17 protein-coding genes are annotated in these 17,348 nt (G+C 46.6%); 2 read left to right on the top strand and 15 right to left on the bottom strand.

What is annotated here, in order from left to right; all coding sequences use genetic code 11:
* Positions 1-17 precede the first annotated feature (17 nt).
* From fabZ to ABO04_RS03910, 15 genes are all read right to left on the bottom strand, one after another.
* Positions 18-452: a 3-hydroxyacyl-ACP dehydratase FabZ gene (gene fabZ, locus ABO04_RS03980; RefSeq protein ID WP_160809439.1), complete on the bottom strand. Its 435-nt coding sequence runs from the start codon at positions 450-452 to the stop codon at positions 18-20.
* A 42-nt stretch (positions 453-494) separates the two neighbouring features.
* Complete coding sequence (locus tag ABO04_RS03975) at positions 495-1,007, bottom strand: OmpH family outer membrane protein (RefSeq protein ID WP_345852843.1); 513 nt, start codon at positions 1,005-1,007, stop codon at positions 495-497.
* 71 nt (positions 1,008-1,078) lie between these two features.
* Entirely contained in the window at positions 1,079-3,355 is a 2,277-nt protein-coding gene (bamA, locus tag ABO04_RS03970; RefSeq protein WP_160809394.1) for an outer membrane protein assembly factor BamA, read from the bottom strand.
* Between the two features lie 2 nt (positions 3,356-3,357).
* Entirely contained in the window at positions 3,358-4,725 is a 1,368-nt protein-coding gene (rseP, locus tag ABO04_RS03965) for an RIP metalloprotease RseP (RefSeq protein ID WP_160809393.1), read from the bottom strand.
* 21 nt (positions 4,726-4,746) lie between these two features.
* Entirely contained in the window at positions 4,747-5,982 is a 1,236-nt protein-coding gene (gene ispC, locus ABO04_RS03960; RefSeq protein ID WP_160809392.1) for a 1-deoxy-D-xylulose-5-phosphate reductoisomerase, read from the bottom strand.
* Positions 5,979-6,806, bottom strand: coding sequence for a phosphatidate cytidylyltransferase (locus tag ABO04_RS03955; protein WP_160809391.1), 828 nt, complete (start codon positions 6,804-6,806; stop codon positions 5,979-5,981). The genes ispC and ABO04_RS03955 overlap by 4 nt, the downstream gene beginning before the upstream one ends.
* A 32-nt stretch (positions 6,807-6,838) precedes the next feature.
* Entirely contained in the window at positions 6,839-7,642 is an 804-nt protein-coding gene (uppS, locus tag ABO04_RS03950) for a polyprenyl diphosphate synthase (protein WP_160809390.1), read from the bottom strand.
* Between the two features lie 3 nt (positions 7,643-7,645).
* Positions 7,646-8,203 carry a ribosome recycling factor gene (gene frr, locus ABO04_RS03945; protein WP_160809389.1) on the bottom strand — a complete coding sequence of 186 codons (558 nt, stop codon included), beginning with the start codon at positions 8,201-8,203 and terminating at the stop codon, positions 7,646-7,648.
* A gap of 107 nt (positions 8,204-8,310) precedes the next feature.
* On the bottom strand, positions 8,311-9,024 hold the full coding sequence (gene pyrH / locus ABO04_RS03940; protein ID WP_160809388.1) for a UMP kinase: 714 nt from the start codon (positions 9,022-9,024) through the stop codon (positions 8,311-8,313).
* A gap of 137 nt (positions 9,025-9,161) precedes the next feature.
* Positions 9,162-10,046 carry a translation elongation factor Ts gene (tsf, locus tag ABO04_RS03935; protein ID WP_160809387.1) on the bottom strand — a complete coding sequence of 295 codons (885 nt, stop codon included), beginning with the start codon at positions 10,044-10,046 and terminating at the stop codon, positions 9,162-9,164.
* Positions 10,047-10,118: 72 nt separating this feature from the next.
* Positions 10,119-10,874, bottom strand: a complete 756-nt coding sequence (gene rpsB / locus ABO04_RS03930; RefSeq protein ID WP_160809386.1) for a 30S ribosomal protein S2 — start codon at positions 10,872-10,874, stop codon at positions 10,119-10,121.
* Between the two features lie 217 nt (positions 10,875-11,091).
* Complete coding sequence (locus ABO04_RS03925) at positions 11,092-11,835, bottom strand: helix-turn-helix domain-containing protein (RefSeq protein ID WP_160809385.1); 744 nt, start codon at positions 11,833-11,835, stop codon at positions 11,092-11,094.
* A 47-nt stretch (positions 11,836-11,882) separates the two neighbouring features.
* Positions 11,883-12,194, bottom strand: coding sequence for a cytochrome c (locus tag ABO04_RS03920; RefSeq protein WP_160809384.1), 312 nt, complete (start codon positions 12,192-12,194; stop codon positions 11,883-11,885).
* Positions 12,195-12,506: 312 nt separating this feature from the next.
* Entirely contained in the window at positions 12,507-14,465 is a 1,959-nt protein-coding gene (locus tag ABO04_RS03915) for a TonB-dependent receptor (RefSeq protein ID WP_345852865.1), read from the bottom strand.
* 399 nt (positions 14,466-14,864) lie between these two features.
* Positions 14,865-15,290 (bottom strand): Fur family transcriptional regulator, encoded by a 426-nt coding sequence (locus ABO04_RS03910; RefSeq protein WP_160809382.1) that lies wholly within the window; start codon positions 15,288-15,290, stop codon positions 14,865-14,867.
* Between the two features lie 356 nt (positions 15,291-15,646).
* On the opposite strand from ABO04_RS03910, the gene ABO04_RS03905 reads away from it, so the two are divergent.
* A complete protein-coding gene (locus ABO04_RS03905; RefSeq protein ID WP_160809381.1) occupies positions 15,647-15,847 on the top strand; it encodes a hypothetical protein in 201 nt (66 codons plus the stop codon).
* A 574-nt stretch (positions 15,848-16,421) separates the two neighbouring features.
* A complete protein-coding gene (locus ABO04_RS03900) occupies positions 16,422-17,285 on the top strand; it encodes a 3',5'-nucleoside bisphosphate phosphatase (RefSeq protein WP_240141404.1) in 864 nt (287 codons plus the stop codon).
* Positions 17,286-17,348: the final 63 nt, after the last annotated feature.

Below are 17,348 nucleotides of genomic sequence, written 5' to 3'. Positions count from 1 at the left end.
ATTCCCAGCCAACTGAATCAGATGGCTCGAGCAGTACACATCAGCTGGGCTTCGGTAACCAGCCGGTCATCCACTTCTGCACAAGCGGTATATTTCCAGATGCCTTTGACATGACGGGTAATCTCCACCTTCAATACCAACTGATCACCCGCGATGACTGGCTTCTTGAATCGTACAGCATCGATACCGACAAAATAATATACCTTCCCGGTATCTTTCTCCATATTTTCAGATTTGATAGTCAACAGCGCAGCAGCCTGTGCCAACGCTTCAACGATCAGTACGCCAGGCATGACCGGATGATGCGGAAAATGTCCGGAAAAATAGGGTTCATTGATGGAAACATTTTTATAGGCATGAATCCGTTTGTTTATTTCAAGTGCAACTACCCGATCAACCAGAATCAACGGATAACGATGCGGCAGGTATTTCAGTATTTCATGGATATCCATCACGGCCGTTCTGTCTCTCTGTTATACAAAAACTATTAATTACTATTTTTCGGAAGCTGATTCCTGTGCGTTCAATGCCCTGATAACCTGATCAGTAATATCAATACGCGCACTTCGATAGACCGAATCCTGCAGTTGCAGGATCAAGTCATAATCCTGTTGCTCTGCAAGTTCTCCGATCACCCTATTGGTACGTTCCAAAATCAGACCGTACTCTTCATTCTGGCGTAAACTCAAATCTTCTCGCATCTGCTGCTGAGCGCGCTGGTAACGTCGGCTGAGTCCAGCCAGTTCGCGCTCCTTCATGCGCCGTTCTTCTTCACTCACAAGATTTGTCCCTTTTTCCAGCTCCCGCTGTAAAGTCCTAATCTGTACAGAAAATTCTTTTATTTTCGCATCACGTGTTTGAAATTCATTTTCAATCTTTCTTTGAGCAGCTACCGCAGGCATTGATTCTCGCAAAATTTTCTCGGTATTGACAACTCCGATCTTGATCTCCCCAGCCAGTAAACAAGGCGACAAAACAAAGGCTACTAGAATAATGAATCTCTTCACAAATCGGGCAGCAGTCATCTAACTGAATTATCCAATGTATCTTGCATTTTCTTCTAAGACCATTTTCGGATTTAGAAAGTCTGTCCAAACTGGAACTGAAAACGTTGTATCTTGTCACCCGATTTATCATTAAGTGGCTGGGCGACACTGAATTTCAGCGGTCCCATCGGAGAAATCCAGGTTGCAGCCAACCCGGCGGAATAACGAAAGTCATCCAATCCCAGTCCGGAAAATGAATTAATGATTGTACCTCCATCCGCGAATGCGCTCAGACGCATTGATTTATCTTCCTTCATAAACGGTACCGGGAACAATACCTCGATATTTCCCACAATTCGCTTGCTACCGCCCAGCACCCGGCCGTCACTGTCACGTGGCCCCAATGTATTGATATTGTATCCACGAACAGAGTTGAACCCCCCTGCAAAGAAATTTTTGAAGAAGGGAAGCGGCTTGTCAGAATAGCCATCTCCAACACCCACCTCACCATTCAGCATCAAGGTGAACATTTTAGAGACCGGAAGGAACCAACGATGCTCGTAACTGACCTTGTAATAATTCAGATCACCAAACGGCATACTGAATTCTCCGAACAGACGTTGTGTCATCCCGGATGTCGTCCAGATGGCGCTGTCACGGCGGTCACGCGCCCAGCTCAGGGTAATTGGAAGATTATTGGAAGTCTTGCCAAATTGACTGACGAAATCCTTGTAACGTTGCGGACTGTCATCACGCAGATCGATTTTGGTGTGCTCATAACCCAGCCCTAGTGAAACGATATCATTCTCTGCAACAGGAATACCAAACCGTATATTGGCACCCGTTGTATCGGTATTGAACACTCCCACTGCACTCAGGGAGCGGGTGTTGATATCGCGTTTGAATGCTTCCAGACCGAGACTTATGCCATTAATCGTATAGTAAGGATTTCGGAATGAAGCCGAAATAACTTTATTAACGCTACCGGTATTGACTTGCAAGCTTAAAAAGTTACCCGTTCCCAGAATATTGTTCTGAGCAATCGATCCATTCAGAATAATCCCTTCGCGATCAGAGTAGCCTGCACCAAACATAATCGCTCCGGTCGGCTTCTCAACCACATTGACGTTGATATCCACCTGATCCGGAACATCTGCCACCGGAGGCGTTTCAACATTCACGCTGGTAAAGTAATCGAGTTTGTCCACCCTTTGACGGGAACGGTTGATCTGTTCGGTTGAGTGCCATCCCCCTTCCATCTGCCGGAATTCACGACGGATCACCTCATCTCGGGTACGTTCATTGCCACTGATATTGATACGCCTGACATAAATCCGACGCCCCGGGTCGATAAAAAAAGTAAAGGCTGTCTTACGGGTTTCCTTGTCCAGTTCCGGTGAGGCATTGACATTGGCAAATGCATAACCATCATTCCCTAATCTGTCGCTGATCAGCTTGATCGATTCGGTCAGCTTCTCACGTACAAATATTCCACCTGGTTCGAGTTTGATCAGCTTACGCAACTCTTCCTCCGGCACGAGCAACTCGCCAGCAAGCTTGATATCGGATACCGTGTATTGAGGACCTTCCGTTACATTGATCGTAATGTAGATATCCTTCATATCCGGTGTGATCGAAACCTGAGTGGATTCGATATTGAACTCAAGATATCCTCGATCAAGATAATAGGAGCGCAGTGTTTCAAGATCTGCCGATAATTTCTGCTTTGAATACTGATCGTCCTTGGTGAACCAGGTCAGAAAACCCGGTGTTTTGAGACTGAACAGATCGACCAGATCATCTTCAGGAAAAACATGGTTGCCAACAATATTGATTTGTTTGATACGAGCAGTCTTACCCTCCTTGATATCAAAATTGATACCGATACGGTTACGCTCCAGTGGAGTAGTGGTCGTGGTGATTCTGACTGCGTACTTACCGCGACTGATATATTGGCGCTTTAATTCCTGTTCAGCCTTTTCCAGCAGTGAGCGGCTGAAAATACGAGATTCTGCCAAACCAGCCTGTTTCAGGCCTTCCTTGAGCTTATCCTTATCAAACTCTTTTGCGCCGTTGATGCCGATTTGTGCAATCGCTGGACGCTCCTGAACCTGCACGATCAACAACTCACCTTCAGATTTCAGCTTGACATCACTGAAGAATCCTGTGGCATACAATGCCTTGATTGCTGCACTGGCTTTTTGACTGTCGAGCACATCACCAACTTTAACCGGCAGATAACTGAATATTGTTCCAGCCTCGGTACGCTGAATACCTTCCACTCGTATATCTCTGACCACAAATGAATCACTTGCCACACAACCTATTGAATACAGGAAAAAAAATAATACAGAAAACCTGAATTTCATGTCTACTCAGCAGCCAGACGAAGTAGATCGTTATGTATTGCGAACACCATCAGCATGATCAGCAAGATCATACCAATCTGATTACCGACATACATGATTTTTTCGGATAGTGGGACACCTCGTACCATTTCGATCAAGTAATACATCAGGTGTCCACCATCCAGCACTGGAATCGGCAGAAGATTTAACACACCGAGACTAATACTGATCAGGGCCAGGAATCCCAGGTAGGCAGCGAACCCCATTTGGGCCGACTGGCCGGCATAATTCGCGATGGTAATCGGTCCGCTGACGTTTTTCAGCGAAACATCACCCGTGATCATTTTTCCCAACATGCGCACAGTAAAAGAAGACATTTCCCAAGTCTTAGTAACAGCCTTAACCAGAGCAGCCAACGGAGGATAGCTGTTCTTCACCAGCAGATTTTCCAGTATCTCATGCTGAATTCTAGGCGTAATTCCAGCTCTGCCAATTTCAGTGTGCTCCTCGGATACAATTTCCGGTTGTAGTGACACGACAAGCTCCCGACCATCCCGCATCACGTCAACCGAAAGTGTATGCCCGGGACTTGAACGCACCACATCGACCACATCTTCCCAAACGGAGACTTCCTTCCCATTAATCGCTACAATCCTGTCGCCAGTCTTGATACCCGCGTGTTCCGCTGCTCCTCCAGTCATTACTTGATCAATAATTGGGACAATAATGGGTCGATAGATGCTCAGCCCCATCCCTTTCAGAAAATTGCCTTCAAGATCTTCTGCCCCAAGACTGCTCAAATTCAGCCTGAGTTGGCGAGAAACTCCACTTTCACCCGTCACCGTTATCCTAACATCTGGATTTCTGTCTGCCGCATTATCCAGTAATAGCAACCGGGCTTCCTGCCAGGTGGTAATTGCCCGATCACCGATGCCGGTAATCATATCCCCGTTTCTGAATCCTGCCGAAGCCGCAAGTGTTGCGGGTTCAATTTCTCCCACGATTGGCTTTACGCCACTGACGCCAGATATAAAAAGTAACCAATACAGCAAAATGGCCAGTAAAAAATTGGCAGCCGGGCCTGCAATCACGATGGCAAGACGTCTGGAAACCGATTGCCGATTAAAGGCACGCGAAAGTTCGTCAGCGGGAACCGGTCCTTCACGCTCATCCAGCATCTTGACATACCCCCCCAGCGGAATTGCGGCGACCATCCATTCCGTCTGATCACTCCCAATGCGTTTTTTGAGCAGCGGCCGGCCAAATCCGAGAGAAAAACGTAACACCTTGACTCCGCACCAGCGGGCAACCAGATAATGACCAAATTCGTGAAAAGTGATCAGCAGACCCAGTGCGATGACGAATGCAAAAATGGTTGAGAACAATGTCATGTCAGAAATCTACAAAATGATCTATTCCACTGCCCGACGCAAAATAGCAACACCCTTTGGTTGTTCTTGCCAATCCTGATTATCCAGCCATTTGCGTGCTATCTCACGCGCCAGCGAATCAGCTTTGAGCACATCGTCCAGGTCGACCATTTCCTGTCCGTCTATTGATTCCATTGTATGTTCGATGACTGCGGGGATCGCTGTGAAAGGTATTTTTCCCGTCAGAAAAACTTCAACCGCAACCTCATTGGCAGCATTCAGTACAGCCGGCATATTCCCCCCCTTGGAAAGCGCTTCATACGCAAGCCTGAGACAGGGAAAACGCTTGAAATCCGGGGCTTCAAAATTCAACTGTGCAATTTTAAAGATATCCATGGACTGCACACCACTTTCCATTCTTTCGGGATAACCCAATGCATGCGCTATTGGCGTGCGCATATCCGGATTGCCGAGTTGGGCAAGCACCGAACCATCAATATATTCAACCATAGAATGGATAACACTTTGTGGATGGACAACCACCTGGATTTTTTCAGGTGCTACATTAAACAACCAGTGTGCCTCAATGACTTCCAGTCCCTTGTTCATCATGGTAGCCGAGTCAACCGATATTTTTTTGCCCATCACCCAGTTGGGATGGGCACAAGCCTGTTCTGGCGTCACCGTTTCCAACATTTCCAGATCCATCTTACGGAAAGGTCCGCCCGAAGCGGTCAACAGTATTCGTCGCACGCCCGATCCCGCCAGATCTCCATTAAAACATTGCGGCAAAGACTGAAAAATCGCATTGTGTTCACTGTCCACCGGTAACAGCGTTGCACGATGTTGCCTGACCGTATCCATAAAGATACGCCCGGCCATCACCAGCGTTTCCTTGTTGGCCAGAAGAATATGCTTGCCCGCCCGCGCGGACGAGAGTGTTGGACGAATACCTGCCGCACCAACAATGGCTGCTACGACCGTATCGATTTCTGGCAGGGATGCTACCTTCTCCAGTGATTCGATACCTGAAAGCACCTTGGCACCCACATCTGTTGTCCGCAATTTATCTTCCAGACGCTCGGCACTCTGGGCATTGAGCATCACAGCATACGATGGACGAAACTGTTTGCACAGCTCAAACAGCTTCTCAACATTTTTGTTAGCGGTCAGGGCAACCACCTGAAACCGATCGGGATGTCTGGCCACTACATCCAGCGTGCTTTCACCGATGCTGCCAGTTGAACCCAATATGGTCAGATGACGGATTTTAGTCATGATTCAGTTGAATAAAATAAGATGGCTGACAAAGTCGCAATGGGCAAAACCGGGAGCAACGCATCGATACGGTCCAGTATCCCACCATGACCTGGCAAAATACTGCCACTATCCTTGAGGCCTGCCTGTCGTTTCAAGAGTGATTCAAACAGATCCCCCACTATTCCCAGCGCCATAAGCACGAGCAACAAGGGAATCAGCCAGCCAATCAGTTCGTGCTCCCTATTTACCGCAAAAAGCCAGATCAATGTATAAATCAATACAGCCACCAACGCAGCGGCCACCCCCTCCCATGTCTTTCCCGGACTAATCCGGGGAGCAAGTTTATGTTTTCCATAAGCGCGCCCGACAAAATAGGCAGCACTGTCAGATACCCACACCACTCCCATGAATCCGAGTAACAGCAATGGATTTATTGCACGAAGCTGATAAAGCGACAGGCAGGCTGGCAGCAATATCAACCAGCCGATTAACATGAGTACCCATACGTTGCGAATGGGCCGAGCTGTTGCCAACTGAAAAGGTGCCACCAGCAGCCAAAAAATAGCAGATGCGACATAAAACCCGGCCATCGATGAATCTGCCGGGTTGCTGGATACAACCATGCTGGTCAGAAATAATAACTCTCCTCCTAGCAAGGTAGTAAAAATCATGTAAAACACAGTCTGGCCAACAGAAAAACACCCCAGACGACTCCACTCCCTGGCAGCTGTAACAGTTAACCCCAGGAGCAATGCAGCCCAAAAAATATCCGGCAAATAAAATAATGCCGCCAGAAAGGCGGTCAATAGTACGAGTGCAGTAAAAAGTCGGGTACTCAGCATGAACGGGGAATCCCGCTAATTGATAATGATAACTAAATCTTGTTTTTGCTCAAGATCGTATTCCTGATTTCCTGCTGTCTTTCCTGTTGTTTTTCAAGCTGCTCACTTGTTCGACCAAATCGGCGCTCACGTTTCTGGTAGGAACGGATAGCCTCGTCAAGCGTTGATGCATTGAAATCCGGCCACAGGGTGTCGGTAAAATATAATTCAGTATATGCAAGCTGCCAAAGCAGGAAATTACTGATCCGGCATTCGCCTCCTGTACGGATAAACAAATCCGGCTCAGGAGCATCAGCCATTGTCAAGTGACTGGCAATATCAGATTCATCAAAATTCACAGCTGAATCCGGATTTTCCGCAATCATTTTACGTATAGCCTGCATGATATCCCAACGTCCCCCGTAATTTGCAGCCACCGTGAGATACAAACGAGTATTACTGGCAGTAAGTGCTTCACCATGCCGAACGCAATCAATGATTTTAGGATCAAATTTTGTAAGATCTCCAATCACCCTGAAGCGAACTCCATTTTCATGCAAGCTGGTGATCTCCCGCTCAAGCGCAGCGAGAAACAATTGCATTAACAACCTGATTTCTTCTGCAGGCCTGCGCCAGTTTTCACTACTAAATGCAAAAATTGTCAGGTGTGAAACACCTCTTTCAATACAGGCCTTGATCGTACCCCGCACTGCTTCAACACCCTGTGTATGTCCTGCTATTCGCGGCAAATAACGCTGCTTCGCCCATCGACCGTTGCCGTCCATGATAATAGCAATATGCTTAGGTATCGCCTCGGTTTCCGGTATTTCACGTGTTGAACTTGGCGTTAGGGGCATATATCAGACAGCCATCAATTCCGCTTCTTTAGTTTGCAGCAATTTATCTACCTCGACAATATAGCGATCTGTCAGTTTCTGAATATCATCTTGCGCACGACGATCCTCATCCTCTGCGATCAATTTATCCTTCAACAATTCTTTTAACTGGGAGTTAGCATCACGCCGGATATTTCTCATTGCAATACGAGTTGTTTCCGCTTCCGCTCTAACAATCTTGGTCAAATCCTTGCGTCTTTCTTCTGTTAAAGGCGGCATAGGCACCCTCACCATTTCGCCTGCAGTCATCGGATTCAAGCCCATATCGGAATCCCGTATCGCTTTTTCAATCGCTGAAAATGCTTTTTTATCCCATGGTATAACCCCTATGGTACGCGCATCCGCCAAAGTTACATTCGCAAGCTGCCGGATCGGTGTTGGTGTTCCATAGTAATCAACTGTTATATGATCCAGCAGCCCTGCATGTGGGCGCCCGCTTCTTACCTTGCTGAAATCAACTTTAAGTGCCTCCAGGCTTTTTTGCATTTTCTGTTCAGAAGATTTTTTTACATCAGCAATCATATTTAAGTAAATTTATTGATATTGAAAAGCAGCTATAACAATATATATTATATATGCTCTTCTATATATTACGTGGAAGCACAACATTTTAGAGAATACCCAGAAATTCAGATAATTACTGAGGTTCCTTCATCTTCACCCATGATAACTCGTTTGAGTGCCCCGGTCTTGAAAATACTGAATACGTTGATAGGAAGTTTCTGATCACGACACAAAGTCAGTGCAGTAGCATCCATTACCTGAAGGTTTTTATTAATCGCCTCATCAAAAGTCAGGCTGCGAAAACGTTGCGCATCCTTGTTTTTAAAAGGATCACTGGTATAAATCCCATCTACTTTGGTCCCCTTAAGGACTATGCTGGCATTTATTTCCATACCACGCAAAGCAGCCGCTGTATCCGTGGTAAAAAAGGGATTACCGGTTCCTGCAGCAAATATAACCACCTTACGTTCGTCCAGATAGCGCAAAGCCTTGCCACGGATATAAGGTTCCACAACCTGGTCTATCCGCAAAGCGGATTGTACGCGTGAGATAACTCCATTCCGTCTCATCGCATCGTGTAATGCCAAAGCATTCATCGTGGTAGCAAGCATTCCCATATAATCGGCCGTTACACGATCCATGCCATCTCCCGCAGATTTCATGCCACGGAAAATATTACCCCCGCCTACTACAATTGCAACTTCAACACCCAACTGCAGTACTCCGGCAACCTCGACTACAATGCGTTCAATCACTGTACGGTCAATACCATACTGCGCGTCACCCATAAGAGCTTCGCCCGACAATTTCAGTAGAATACGTTTATAGACAGTTGGCATATATGCCCGTGTAATAGAGAATTATCTAAAGTCTTCCTGAGAATTAACGTGTCGCATCTATACTTTATCAACAACCATTCCAACTGGGATCGCCATCTTGTTATTTTCCCTATCGCAGCTGGTCAAACTAATTATTTTTATTTTGATTGGTTAACTTGGGCCATAACTTCAGCCACAAAATCATCAGACTTCTTCTCGATACCCTCACCTACAACATACAACGCGAAGCTACTGACTTCGGCAGACTGTGCTTTTAACAATTTCTCAACAGTCTGCTCAGGATCCTTAACAAAAGGCTGACCTAACAAGGTAACTTCTGCCAGATATTTGGCGATTCGCCCTTCCACCATTTTCTCAATTATATTGGCTGGTTTACCACTTTCTGCCGCCTGAGCAGCGAATATCTGACGCTCGCGCTCAAGTAGATCAGCAGGTACTTGTACACTCGATACACAAACAGGCTTGCTGGCCGCAATATGCATAGCCAGATCCTTACCCAGTGCTTCGTCTCCTCCCGAGTAATCAACCATCACGCCAATCCTGCTTCCATGCAGGTACATTGCGAGACGACCTTTAGCCTGATAGCTCATGCCACGGCGAATACTGATATTTTCACCCAGTTTCATAATCAAAGCCTTGCGAACAGATTCCACCGTCTCTCCGTCAGCCAAAGGCATTTCAGCCAATGATGCTGTATCCGGCGGGTTCTGATTCACCAATAACTTCGCCAGATTGCTGGCAAAATGGATGAAATCTTCATTCTTGGCAACAAAATCGGTTTCACAGTTGACCTCCACTATGCCCCCTCGTTTACCATCAGCAGTAACAAACCCGCTAATGACACCTTCCGCAGCAATACGGCCAGCCGCTTTACTTGCCTTGGCTCCACTTCTGATCCGCAGCAAATCCTCAGCAGCTTTCATGTCCCCATCGGCCTCAGACAATGCTTTTTTACACTCCATCATGCCCAAGCCCGTAAGCTCGCGCAATTCTTTAACCATGCTTGCAGTAATCTCTGCCATTCTGACTCCGAATCCAATTAATACAAAAACTTTGAATAATCTCTTTTACCAAGGGAGGATGACGAAGATCATTTATGCATCTGCGGACAGGTCTTCACCAGACAGAATCTCGCTGTCAGTTTTACCCATCTCGACAATCTCCTGAATGGATTGATTGCGCCCTTCCAGGATGGCATCTGCCATGGCGCGCGCATAAAGCCGTATGGCCTGACTGGAATCATCATTTCCCGGTATCACATACTGAATACCTGCCGGGCTGTGATTCGTATCCACCACCCCCACAACCGGGATACCCAGTTTGGTTGCTTCGACGATCGTACCTTTCTGATAACCCACATCAATCACAAACATGGCATCCGGCAATCCTTTCATCTCCTTGATGCCACCAAGACTGTTATTTAGCTTCTCCAGTTCACGCTGAAAATCAAGAGCCTCTTTTTTCACCAGTTTGTTTAATGTCCCGTCCTGCACCATTTTTTCCATATCCTGCAGGCGCTTAATCGATTGTCTGATTGTTTTAAAATTCGTCAGCATCCCGCCCAACCAGCGTTGATTAACATAAGGAGCACCGCATCGGATTGCTTCCTCCTTGACAATATCACGCGCCTGGCGCTTGGTTCCCACAAAAAGAATTGTCCCTTTGTTTGCTGTTAACCTGCGGGCATAATCCAGCGCATCCCTGAACATCACAAGCGTATGCTCAAGATTAACGATATGAATTTTATTACGCTGCCCAAAAATATATGGGGCCATTTTTGGGTTCCAGAAACGGGTTTGATGGCCGAAATGAACGCCCGCTTCCAACATTTGCCGCATAGTAACTGACATGAATTCTCCTTAGGGTTAACCGCTGCTTATCGACGTACTTCCTAAATGAAGGCACCCTATTTTGATAAGCGCGCGTTGTAGGTTATGTTATAAAATCATTAAAATAGAATAGGAAATTTCCCAAGCGCAGGAAATTGCTTCCCGCACCGCGCGCAATTATAACATGACGCATCCTGCGCTCAAGAAAACTCACTTTGTAGATCAGACGAAATCGGAATCAAACTGTTGAATTACCAATCCTGAGATTTAATTTGTCAATATCATGCAATGTGACATGCTTGATATTAACTGTGATGAGACCTTCCTCCTGCAACTTGGAAAAGGATCGGCTGACTGTCTCCAGCTTGAGTCCCAAATAACTGCCAATATCTTCCCTTGTTGCCCTCAAAATAAAATTTGTGGGTGAGTATCCCCGCCTGGCCAAGCGGGTTGACAGATTAAGCAAAAAAGCAGCCAGCCGTTCTTCTGCCCGCATACTGCCCAGCAGCATCATAACGCCTCTGTCCTGCACAATTTCACGGCTCATAATCTTGTGAAGCTGACTCATCAAAGAAGGAATATTTCGTCCAATCTCTTCAAGCTTTTTAAAGGGCACTTCACAAACTTCACTATCAACCAGTGCAACTGCATCACAAGTGTGCTTCTCCGGGCTGATCGCATCCAGCCCCAGCAGCTCGCCTGTCATATAAAAACCAGTCACCTGTTGGCGTCCATCCGCCTTCAGAGCACAAGTTTTAAAGGAGCCGTTTTTCACTGCATAAAGTGCTCTGAAATCAGATCCAGCATGTGACAAATACTCACCTCGCCGCACCTTCAATTTATGGTTGATCAGAATACCCAGATACTCTATTTCTGCGTCGGTCAGCCCAACCGGCAGGCACAACTCCCGAAAACTGCACGTCGTGCAATCGGATCGTTGTTGCAAGACAACGGAATGACCGGATGTTTCGCAGTTATGCAAAGACGACCCCACATTGAATTAGAGAGAAATAAAGACCAGGCACCGATTTACCGGGCAACACTATTTTCCAGCACATATTCTGCCAAACGTTGCGCAGAATCTCCCGTCAAATTTGGAAAAGCGGGCATTCTGATTCCCTTGCCATTTTTCACTCTTTCCATAATAGCATCCGCATTAGCCATTTCAGACTTCAGTACCATTACGTTACCGCTCACAGGCGTATGACACTGCACGCAAGCTTCCTTGAAAATTTTTTCACCTGTCGCTTCTGAGGATGGCATGTAGTCATTACTTCTGATACAACCGCTCAATGCAAACAACAGTAGGCAAGGCAGCACCACAGGTAAAACAGCTTTCATCTTCACAGCATCCATTGGTAATAGCACTTCTAGACTAAAAACAACCAAATTTACAGGAAACTAATCAAGTCTAGCATATTTGACACACACCCAAGCGATCTCCGATAAAATTCAATAAAATCAACAAATTAAAATAAACTCAAAATATAAAAAACATGTCAGTCATAAATAGGTGATCTACAGTGAATCAATAAGTTCAGCTACTCCTTGTAGCGCACTCAATACAAAATGGACTCTAACAGACTATTTACTGGAAAACCGCCTGTTTGCGCTCGGCACTGACTGCCGAGAACACAGTTTTCAATGATCTTGCTAAAAATTTATGCGCACGCCCACCAGACCGGAGCGTCCGGGCAACGGCACCCGATCCTTCAGAAAGGAGGTATGGCGTCTCGCCTCTTCATTCAGTAAATTGGCACCCCGTACGAACAAGTTATAATTCATCCTTCCCCAGTCAAACCGGTAATCCAGTTGGACATTCAACATGGTATAACCGGCCGTGTCTGTTTCCAGCGGAGCGATATCCGTCTGTTTATGTACCCGCATTACATCAACCCGACCTTGCCATGGACCATAAACATAATCAAGCGCTCCTCCAAAACGAAGCGGTGTCACGCGCGGCAAATACCCACCTGCCGACAGCCGACCGCGGACATAATCAGTCCATAAACGCAGATCCAGCTTACCGCGATGATCATTCAGCAAATGCGCAATTGTTTCAAATTCCGCCCCCAGAAAATTTGCGTTTTTTTGACGGTACTTCAACAACAGATACCCATCCTCATCTGGCCTGCCTTCTATATTGACCCGATCTGGCAGGCCGTCACCCGTCAAATCCAGTTCTTGCTGAAAAATAAAATTATCGACTAATTTGGCAAACAGATTCAGAGTCCAATCCAGCTTATCCCCTTTTTGACGCAGAAATAAATCAAAGTTACTGGATTTCTCCCGAGTAAGCGATGTGTCACCTCTTTCAAACGTACCAGTAGCCAGATGCGCACCGTTGGAAAATAATTCCTCCAGTGCCGGCGCACGTTCGGTACGAGAAATATCGCCACCTACAGAGTAACCGTCTCCGAATTTTCGGATCACTCCACCGGAAATACTGAATGCATTATGGCTGGTCTCGAAACTGTCATCCTTGCGCTTTGCCCGCTGATGCTCAAAACGGCCACTCATCTCAAAATGCCAGCGCCCGACATCCTGCCTCTCCAGCAAGAATACTCCCAGGGAATCCATTCGAGAACTGGGAACAAATGCTTCTTCTCCGAGGGTGGCAAGATCCCGGTTTTGATACTGAAATCCCAGCACGCCCTTCCAACCGGCCAACGGCTGATGCAGCATTTCAACCCGGCCCTCCCATTCACGATTCATCAGTAACGTCCCAACCTCATCACCTTCCGATTCCTTATGTGTATGGTTGTTATACCCCCAGCGGGTTTTTATTTTCTGCAATCCAGGCAGAGGATGATTTAATGCACCTTTAATATCGAAACGTGTCTGTTTTTGCCTGATCCTCACTCCTTTTCCACCCTCACCCTCACTCTCATGATCGTGGTCGCCGTGGTCGCCGTGGTCATGTCCGGGAATACCATAATTATTAACAAAACGACTGACTGCAACCCCCAGGAATCCCCGTTCGCCGACATAAGACAAGCCACTGGAAAAATTTGTTGTCCGAACATCGCTATTCTCAAGCACACCTTTTTTTGCGCCGGATTCCGGGTTAACTTCTGCATATCTAGGAATAGAATAATCCCCAGTATGCCGCTTCATTCCATCCAAGTGCCAGGCAAAACGCCCTGCTCCTGCATTCAATCGAAATGCCCCGGTAAAATCATCCGCAACCGAGTTGTAATGGCCATACAGATCGCCACCAACTTCATCAGGCACCTGCTCGAGTATTCGATGATTAACAATATTTACCACTCCACCACTGGCACCGGAACCATAAAGCAAAGCCGAGGATCCACGAAAAATTTCAACCTGATCGGCAAACAATGCTTCTGTCGCTACGGCGTGATCGGGGCTGAGCGTGGAAACATCCATCGTGCCGATACCATCCTCCAGCACCCGTACGCGTGGCCCACCCAGACCACGGATTATCGGACGACCAACTGCCGGACCAAAATCACTGGAAGAGACTCCCAGCTCCTGAGAAACTGCTTCGCCAATATTGCGCAAATCGCGTGTTTGCATCTGCTTCCGCTGTAGAACCGATACCGGCCGGGATATATCTGCCTGATCCCCACTTAAAGGATCAGCCGTCACAATCACGGGTTTAAGCAATTTTTTAAACGATATGCGATCCGCTACTTCAGACGCATGAACTGGATTGTTTGTGACCTCCTGAGCGCAAACATATGACGATAACCCCGCAAAAGTTATCAGACTGATCAAAGTTTCCAGTTTTTTCACTTATATTCCAGGTTTTATGTATCGTTTTATATGTCAGTACTTGATTGCCTGCTGATGCCAGGCAAGAATCACGACACGCACAAACAAGAAGGAAAGAATGAGGAGAAAATACTGCACACGTACCTCTATCTAAGGCAAATGTATGGTTTGGTCAGTAAGTGCTGACAAAAATCTTACAATCGCAATATTGTTGCAATTATAGATGCAGCAACAACTCAAATGCAACTATGTTGCAATTTATACCACGCTATATTAGTGACTCATCATGGCGCGACCACAATCAGCGCAGATACCCATGATGTTGAGCTCGATGGAATCAATGGAGAAGTTAGAAGGCAGCTCTTTTGGCAAAACTGGCTGAACTTCTGGAAGGCAGAAAACTTTATGGCAGTGATGACACTGAAAGTGGGCGTGACGGTGCATGGATTCACTGCGTGTAACCTGAAAACGCCAGGCTCGACCGGCCCCCGCCACCTTATGCACTAGACCCTGAGTGACCAGCCAGTCCAATGCACGGTATACGGTAACCCGGTCAAATGCACCAAGTTGCTGCAGATGCTCCAACACTTCGCTATGGGAAAGCACATCCTCGGCATTCAGCAACACACCCAGAACTGCACTGCGCGCTGGAGTTGAGCGCTTCCCGGTATTTTGTATCAATTGCTCGGCAGTATTCATATCAACTAAGCTACCGGTAATAGCAGGCCATCGTCAAACAATCTCGCAGTGACGAAAGCACAAACCAGCGTCTCGATCAACGGAATAAACCTGATCGACGTATGGGAAAAAGCAGAAAATGAATATATCAAAACCGAACCAAAACAAATGATTCACCAGACGACATGATGCCTGCGCAAGCGTTAATGGCCAGTTTGCGGCTTTTTTATTGCTTGATCGGTATTTCACACCCTAATGAATTCATTCTGATTAAAAATAGCCAGTGGAATTTTAAACAGTCTAAGTCGCATGTTGTATAAACCGGGCGCTTATACTATCATCCAAAGCTTCTCAACAAACAAATTTGAGGAAAAACCATGAAATATCAATATTTACTGATTGCATGCGCCGCAGCTCTTGCATTAAGCGCCTGCGAAGAGAAAAAAAGTCTTGATGGACACTCAATGGAAAAGCCACCTCCTTCCGCTTTTATGGAGCGTGACTCTTCTCCTGATGTCGATACCCCTGAAGGAATGGCTACGAGCTCACCTGAATCGAAAGAAGAGAAGCAGCCTTAAAATCTACAGCTCATGAAAAAGCATTACGAGCACAATCCGTACAGTTCAACATGATGTCATGCATAGCCTTCTTACTCAATGCAGTAAAATAAGAAGGCTATGCTATTGAAATAATAGCCGAAACAGTAACCCTTTTTGCAAGCATGTGGGATAAGCACTGCTTACATTTTCGCTAAATTCTGACTTCATACGTAACCCCTGTAAAAACACGATAAAAACTGCTATTCGCAATCTCCAGGCCCACTAACACGTCTTCGTAGCTTTCCCCCTAAAACCGTAGTTAGATGCATCCGAGTATGTATCTGGCGCACTGCCTGGCAGAGATGCAAAGTCATTCACTGCAACGAGGAATAACGCAGCCAAACGACACGCCAAGCGACACGCCAAGCATACAACCGGTGCGTAGCAGTTTCACCCATTGGAGATTTCCAGGGGCTAATCAGAGATCAACTGCAGTTTTTAGTATCTACAAAAAATCTGTAGCACCAACAGATTCCAGTTGCAAAATTGGGGCGGCTGTTTTTATGGTGGCTGTTTTGTTATGATTGAGGACCTTGTGATCACAAATTCCTCGATGCCAAACATTGACTTGCACAGCCATTCAACCATATCCGATGGCATGTTATCCCCCTCCCAATTATTAGCACATGCAGCCTCGCGCGGTGTAAATATACTGGCACTAACAGATCATGACGACATTGCCGGATTGCGCGAAGCCCGCCACTGTGCTTTGCAGGAAAACATCAGGTTAATCAATGGCGTCGAGATCTCTGTCACATGGAACAATCGAACTTTGCACATCATTGGACTGGATATCGATCCTGAACATCCGCCGTTAATCGACGGGCTGAAAAAAATTCGGGATGGCCGCATAAATCGGGCACGTGCAATTGCTACACAATTGGACAAATATGGCATTCTAGGCAGCTTCGAAGGTGCGTGCGCCCAAGCAAGCGCAAGCAGATTAATTGGTCGCACACACTTCGCCCGTTTTTTAGTTAGCCAGGGACATGCCAAGGATGTCAGATCTGTATTCAAAAAATTTCTTGTCAAGGGCAAGCCAGGCTACGTTTCACATGTATGGGCCAGCCTGAGGGAAGCCATAGACTGGATCCGTGGCAGTGGAGGTCAGGCTGTTATTGCCCATCCCGCCCGTTATAAACTGGGTAATCATTTACTTGAACAATTGCTCTGCGAATTTTGTGAACTGGGCGGAGCGGGAATAGAAGTTGTCTCTTCCAGCCATACCCCTGAACAAACCCGGCAATTTGCTCAACTGGCATCTCGTATGAATCTGTATGCCTCGTGCGGATCTGACTATCACGGCCCGGGAGAAAGTTACTTTGATCTGGGCCGGCTGCCTGCACTGCCGCCTGAATGCACTCCGATATGGACAGCATGGGATATTCCGGATATCCGGGAAAGCCCAATACAGTAATCATAAATAAACAGGCCGACAAACCGGATTATCATCCTCCGGTAAATTATCCTGGTTTTACTT

The organism is Nitrosomonas sp. HPC101, from assembly GCF_009833125.1.
Lineage (GTDB): Bacteria > Pseudomonadota > Gammaproteobacteria > Burkholderiales > Nitrosomonadaceae > Nitrosomonas.
This window is presented reverse-complemented; position numbering and strand designations above follow the sequence as displayed.

Coding starts and splice junctions, on each gene's coding strand:
- pyrH (WP_160809388.1), bottom strand. CDS start 9,024: ATGCCAACTGTCTATAAACGTATTCTACTGAAATTGTCGGGCGAAGCT.
- ABO04_RS03910 (WP_160809382.1), bottom strand. CDS start 15,290: ATGAATACTGCCGAGCAATTGATACAAAATACCGGGAAGCGCTCAACT.
- ispC (WP_160809392.1), bottom strand. CDS start 5,982: ATGACTAAAATCCGTCATCTGACCATATTGGGTTCAACTGGCAGCATC.
- uppS (WP_160809390.1), bottom strand. CDS start 7,642: ATGCCCCTAACGCCAAGTTCAACACGTGAAATACCGGAAACCGAGGCG.
- ABO04_RS03955 (WP_160809391.1), bottom strand. CDS start 6,806: ATGCTGAGTACCCGACTTTTTACTGCACTCGTACTATTGACCGCCTTT.
- tsf (WP_160809387.1), bottom strand. CDS start 10,046: ATGGCAGAGATTACTGCAAGCATGGTTAAAGAATTGCGCGAGCTTACG.
- ABO04_RS03920 (WP_160809384.1), bottom strand. CDS start 12,194: ATGAAAGCTGTTTTACCTGTGGTGCTGCCTTGCCTACTGTTGTTTGCA.
- rseP (WP_160809393.1), bottom strand. CDS start 4,725: ATGACATTGTTCTCAACCATTTTTGCATTCGTCATCGCACTGGGTCTG.
- bamA (WP_160809394.1), bottom strand. CDS start 3,355: ATGAAATTCAGGTTTTCTGTATTATTTTTTTTCCTGTATTCAATAGGT.
- ABO04_RS03905 (WP_160809381.1), top strand. CDS start 15,647: ATGAAATATCAATATTTACTGATTGCATGCGCCGCAGCTCTTGCATTA.
- rpsB (WP_160809386.1), bottom strand. CDS start 10,874: ATGTCAGTTACTATGCGGCAAATGTTGGAAGCGGGCGTTCATTTCGGC.
- fabZ (WP_160809439.1), bottom strand. CDS start 452: ATGGATATCCATGAAATACTGAAATACCTGCCGCATCGTTATCCGTTG.
- ABO04_RS03900 (WP_240141404.1), top strand. CDS start 16,422: ATGCCAAACATTGACTTGCACAGCCATTCAACCATATCCGATGGCATG.
- frr (WP_160809389.1), bottom strand. CDS start 8,203: ATGATTGCTGATGTAAAAAAATCTTCTGAACAGAAAATGCAAAAAAGC.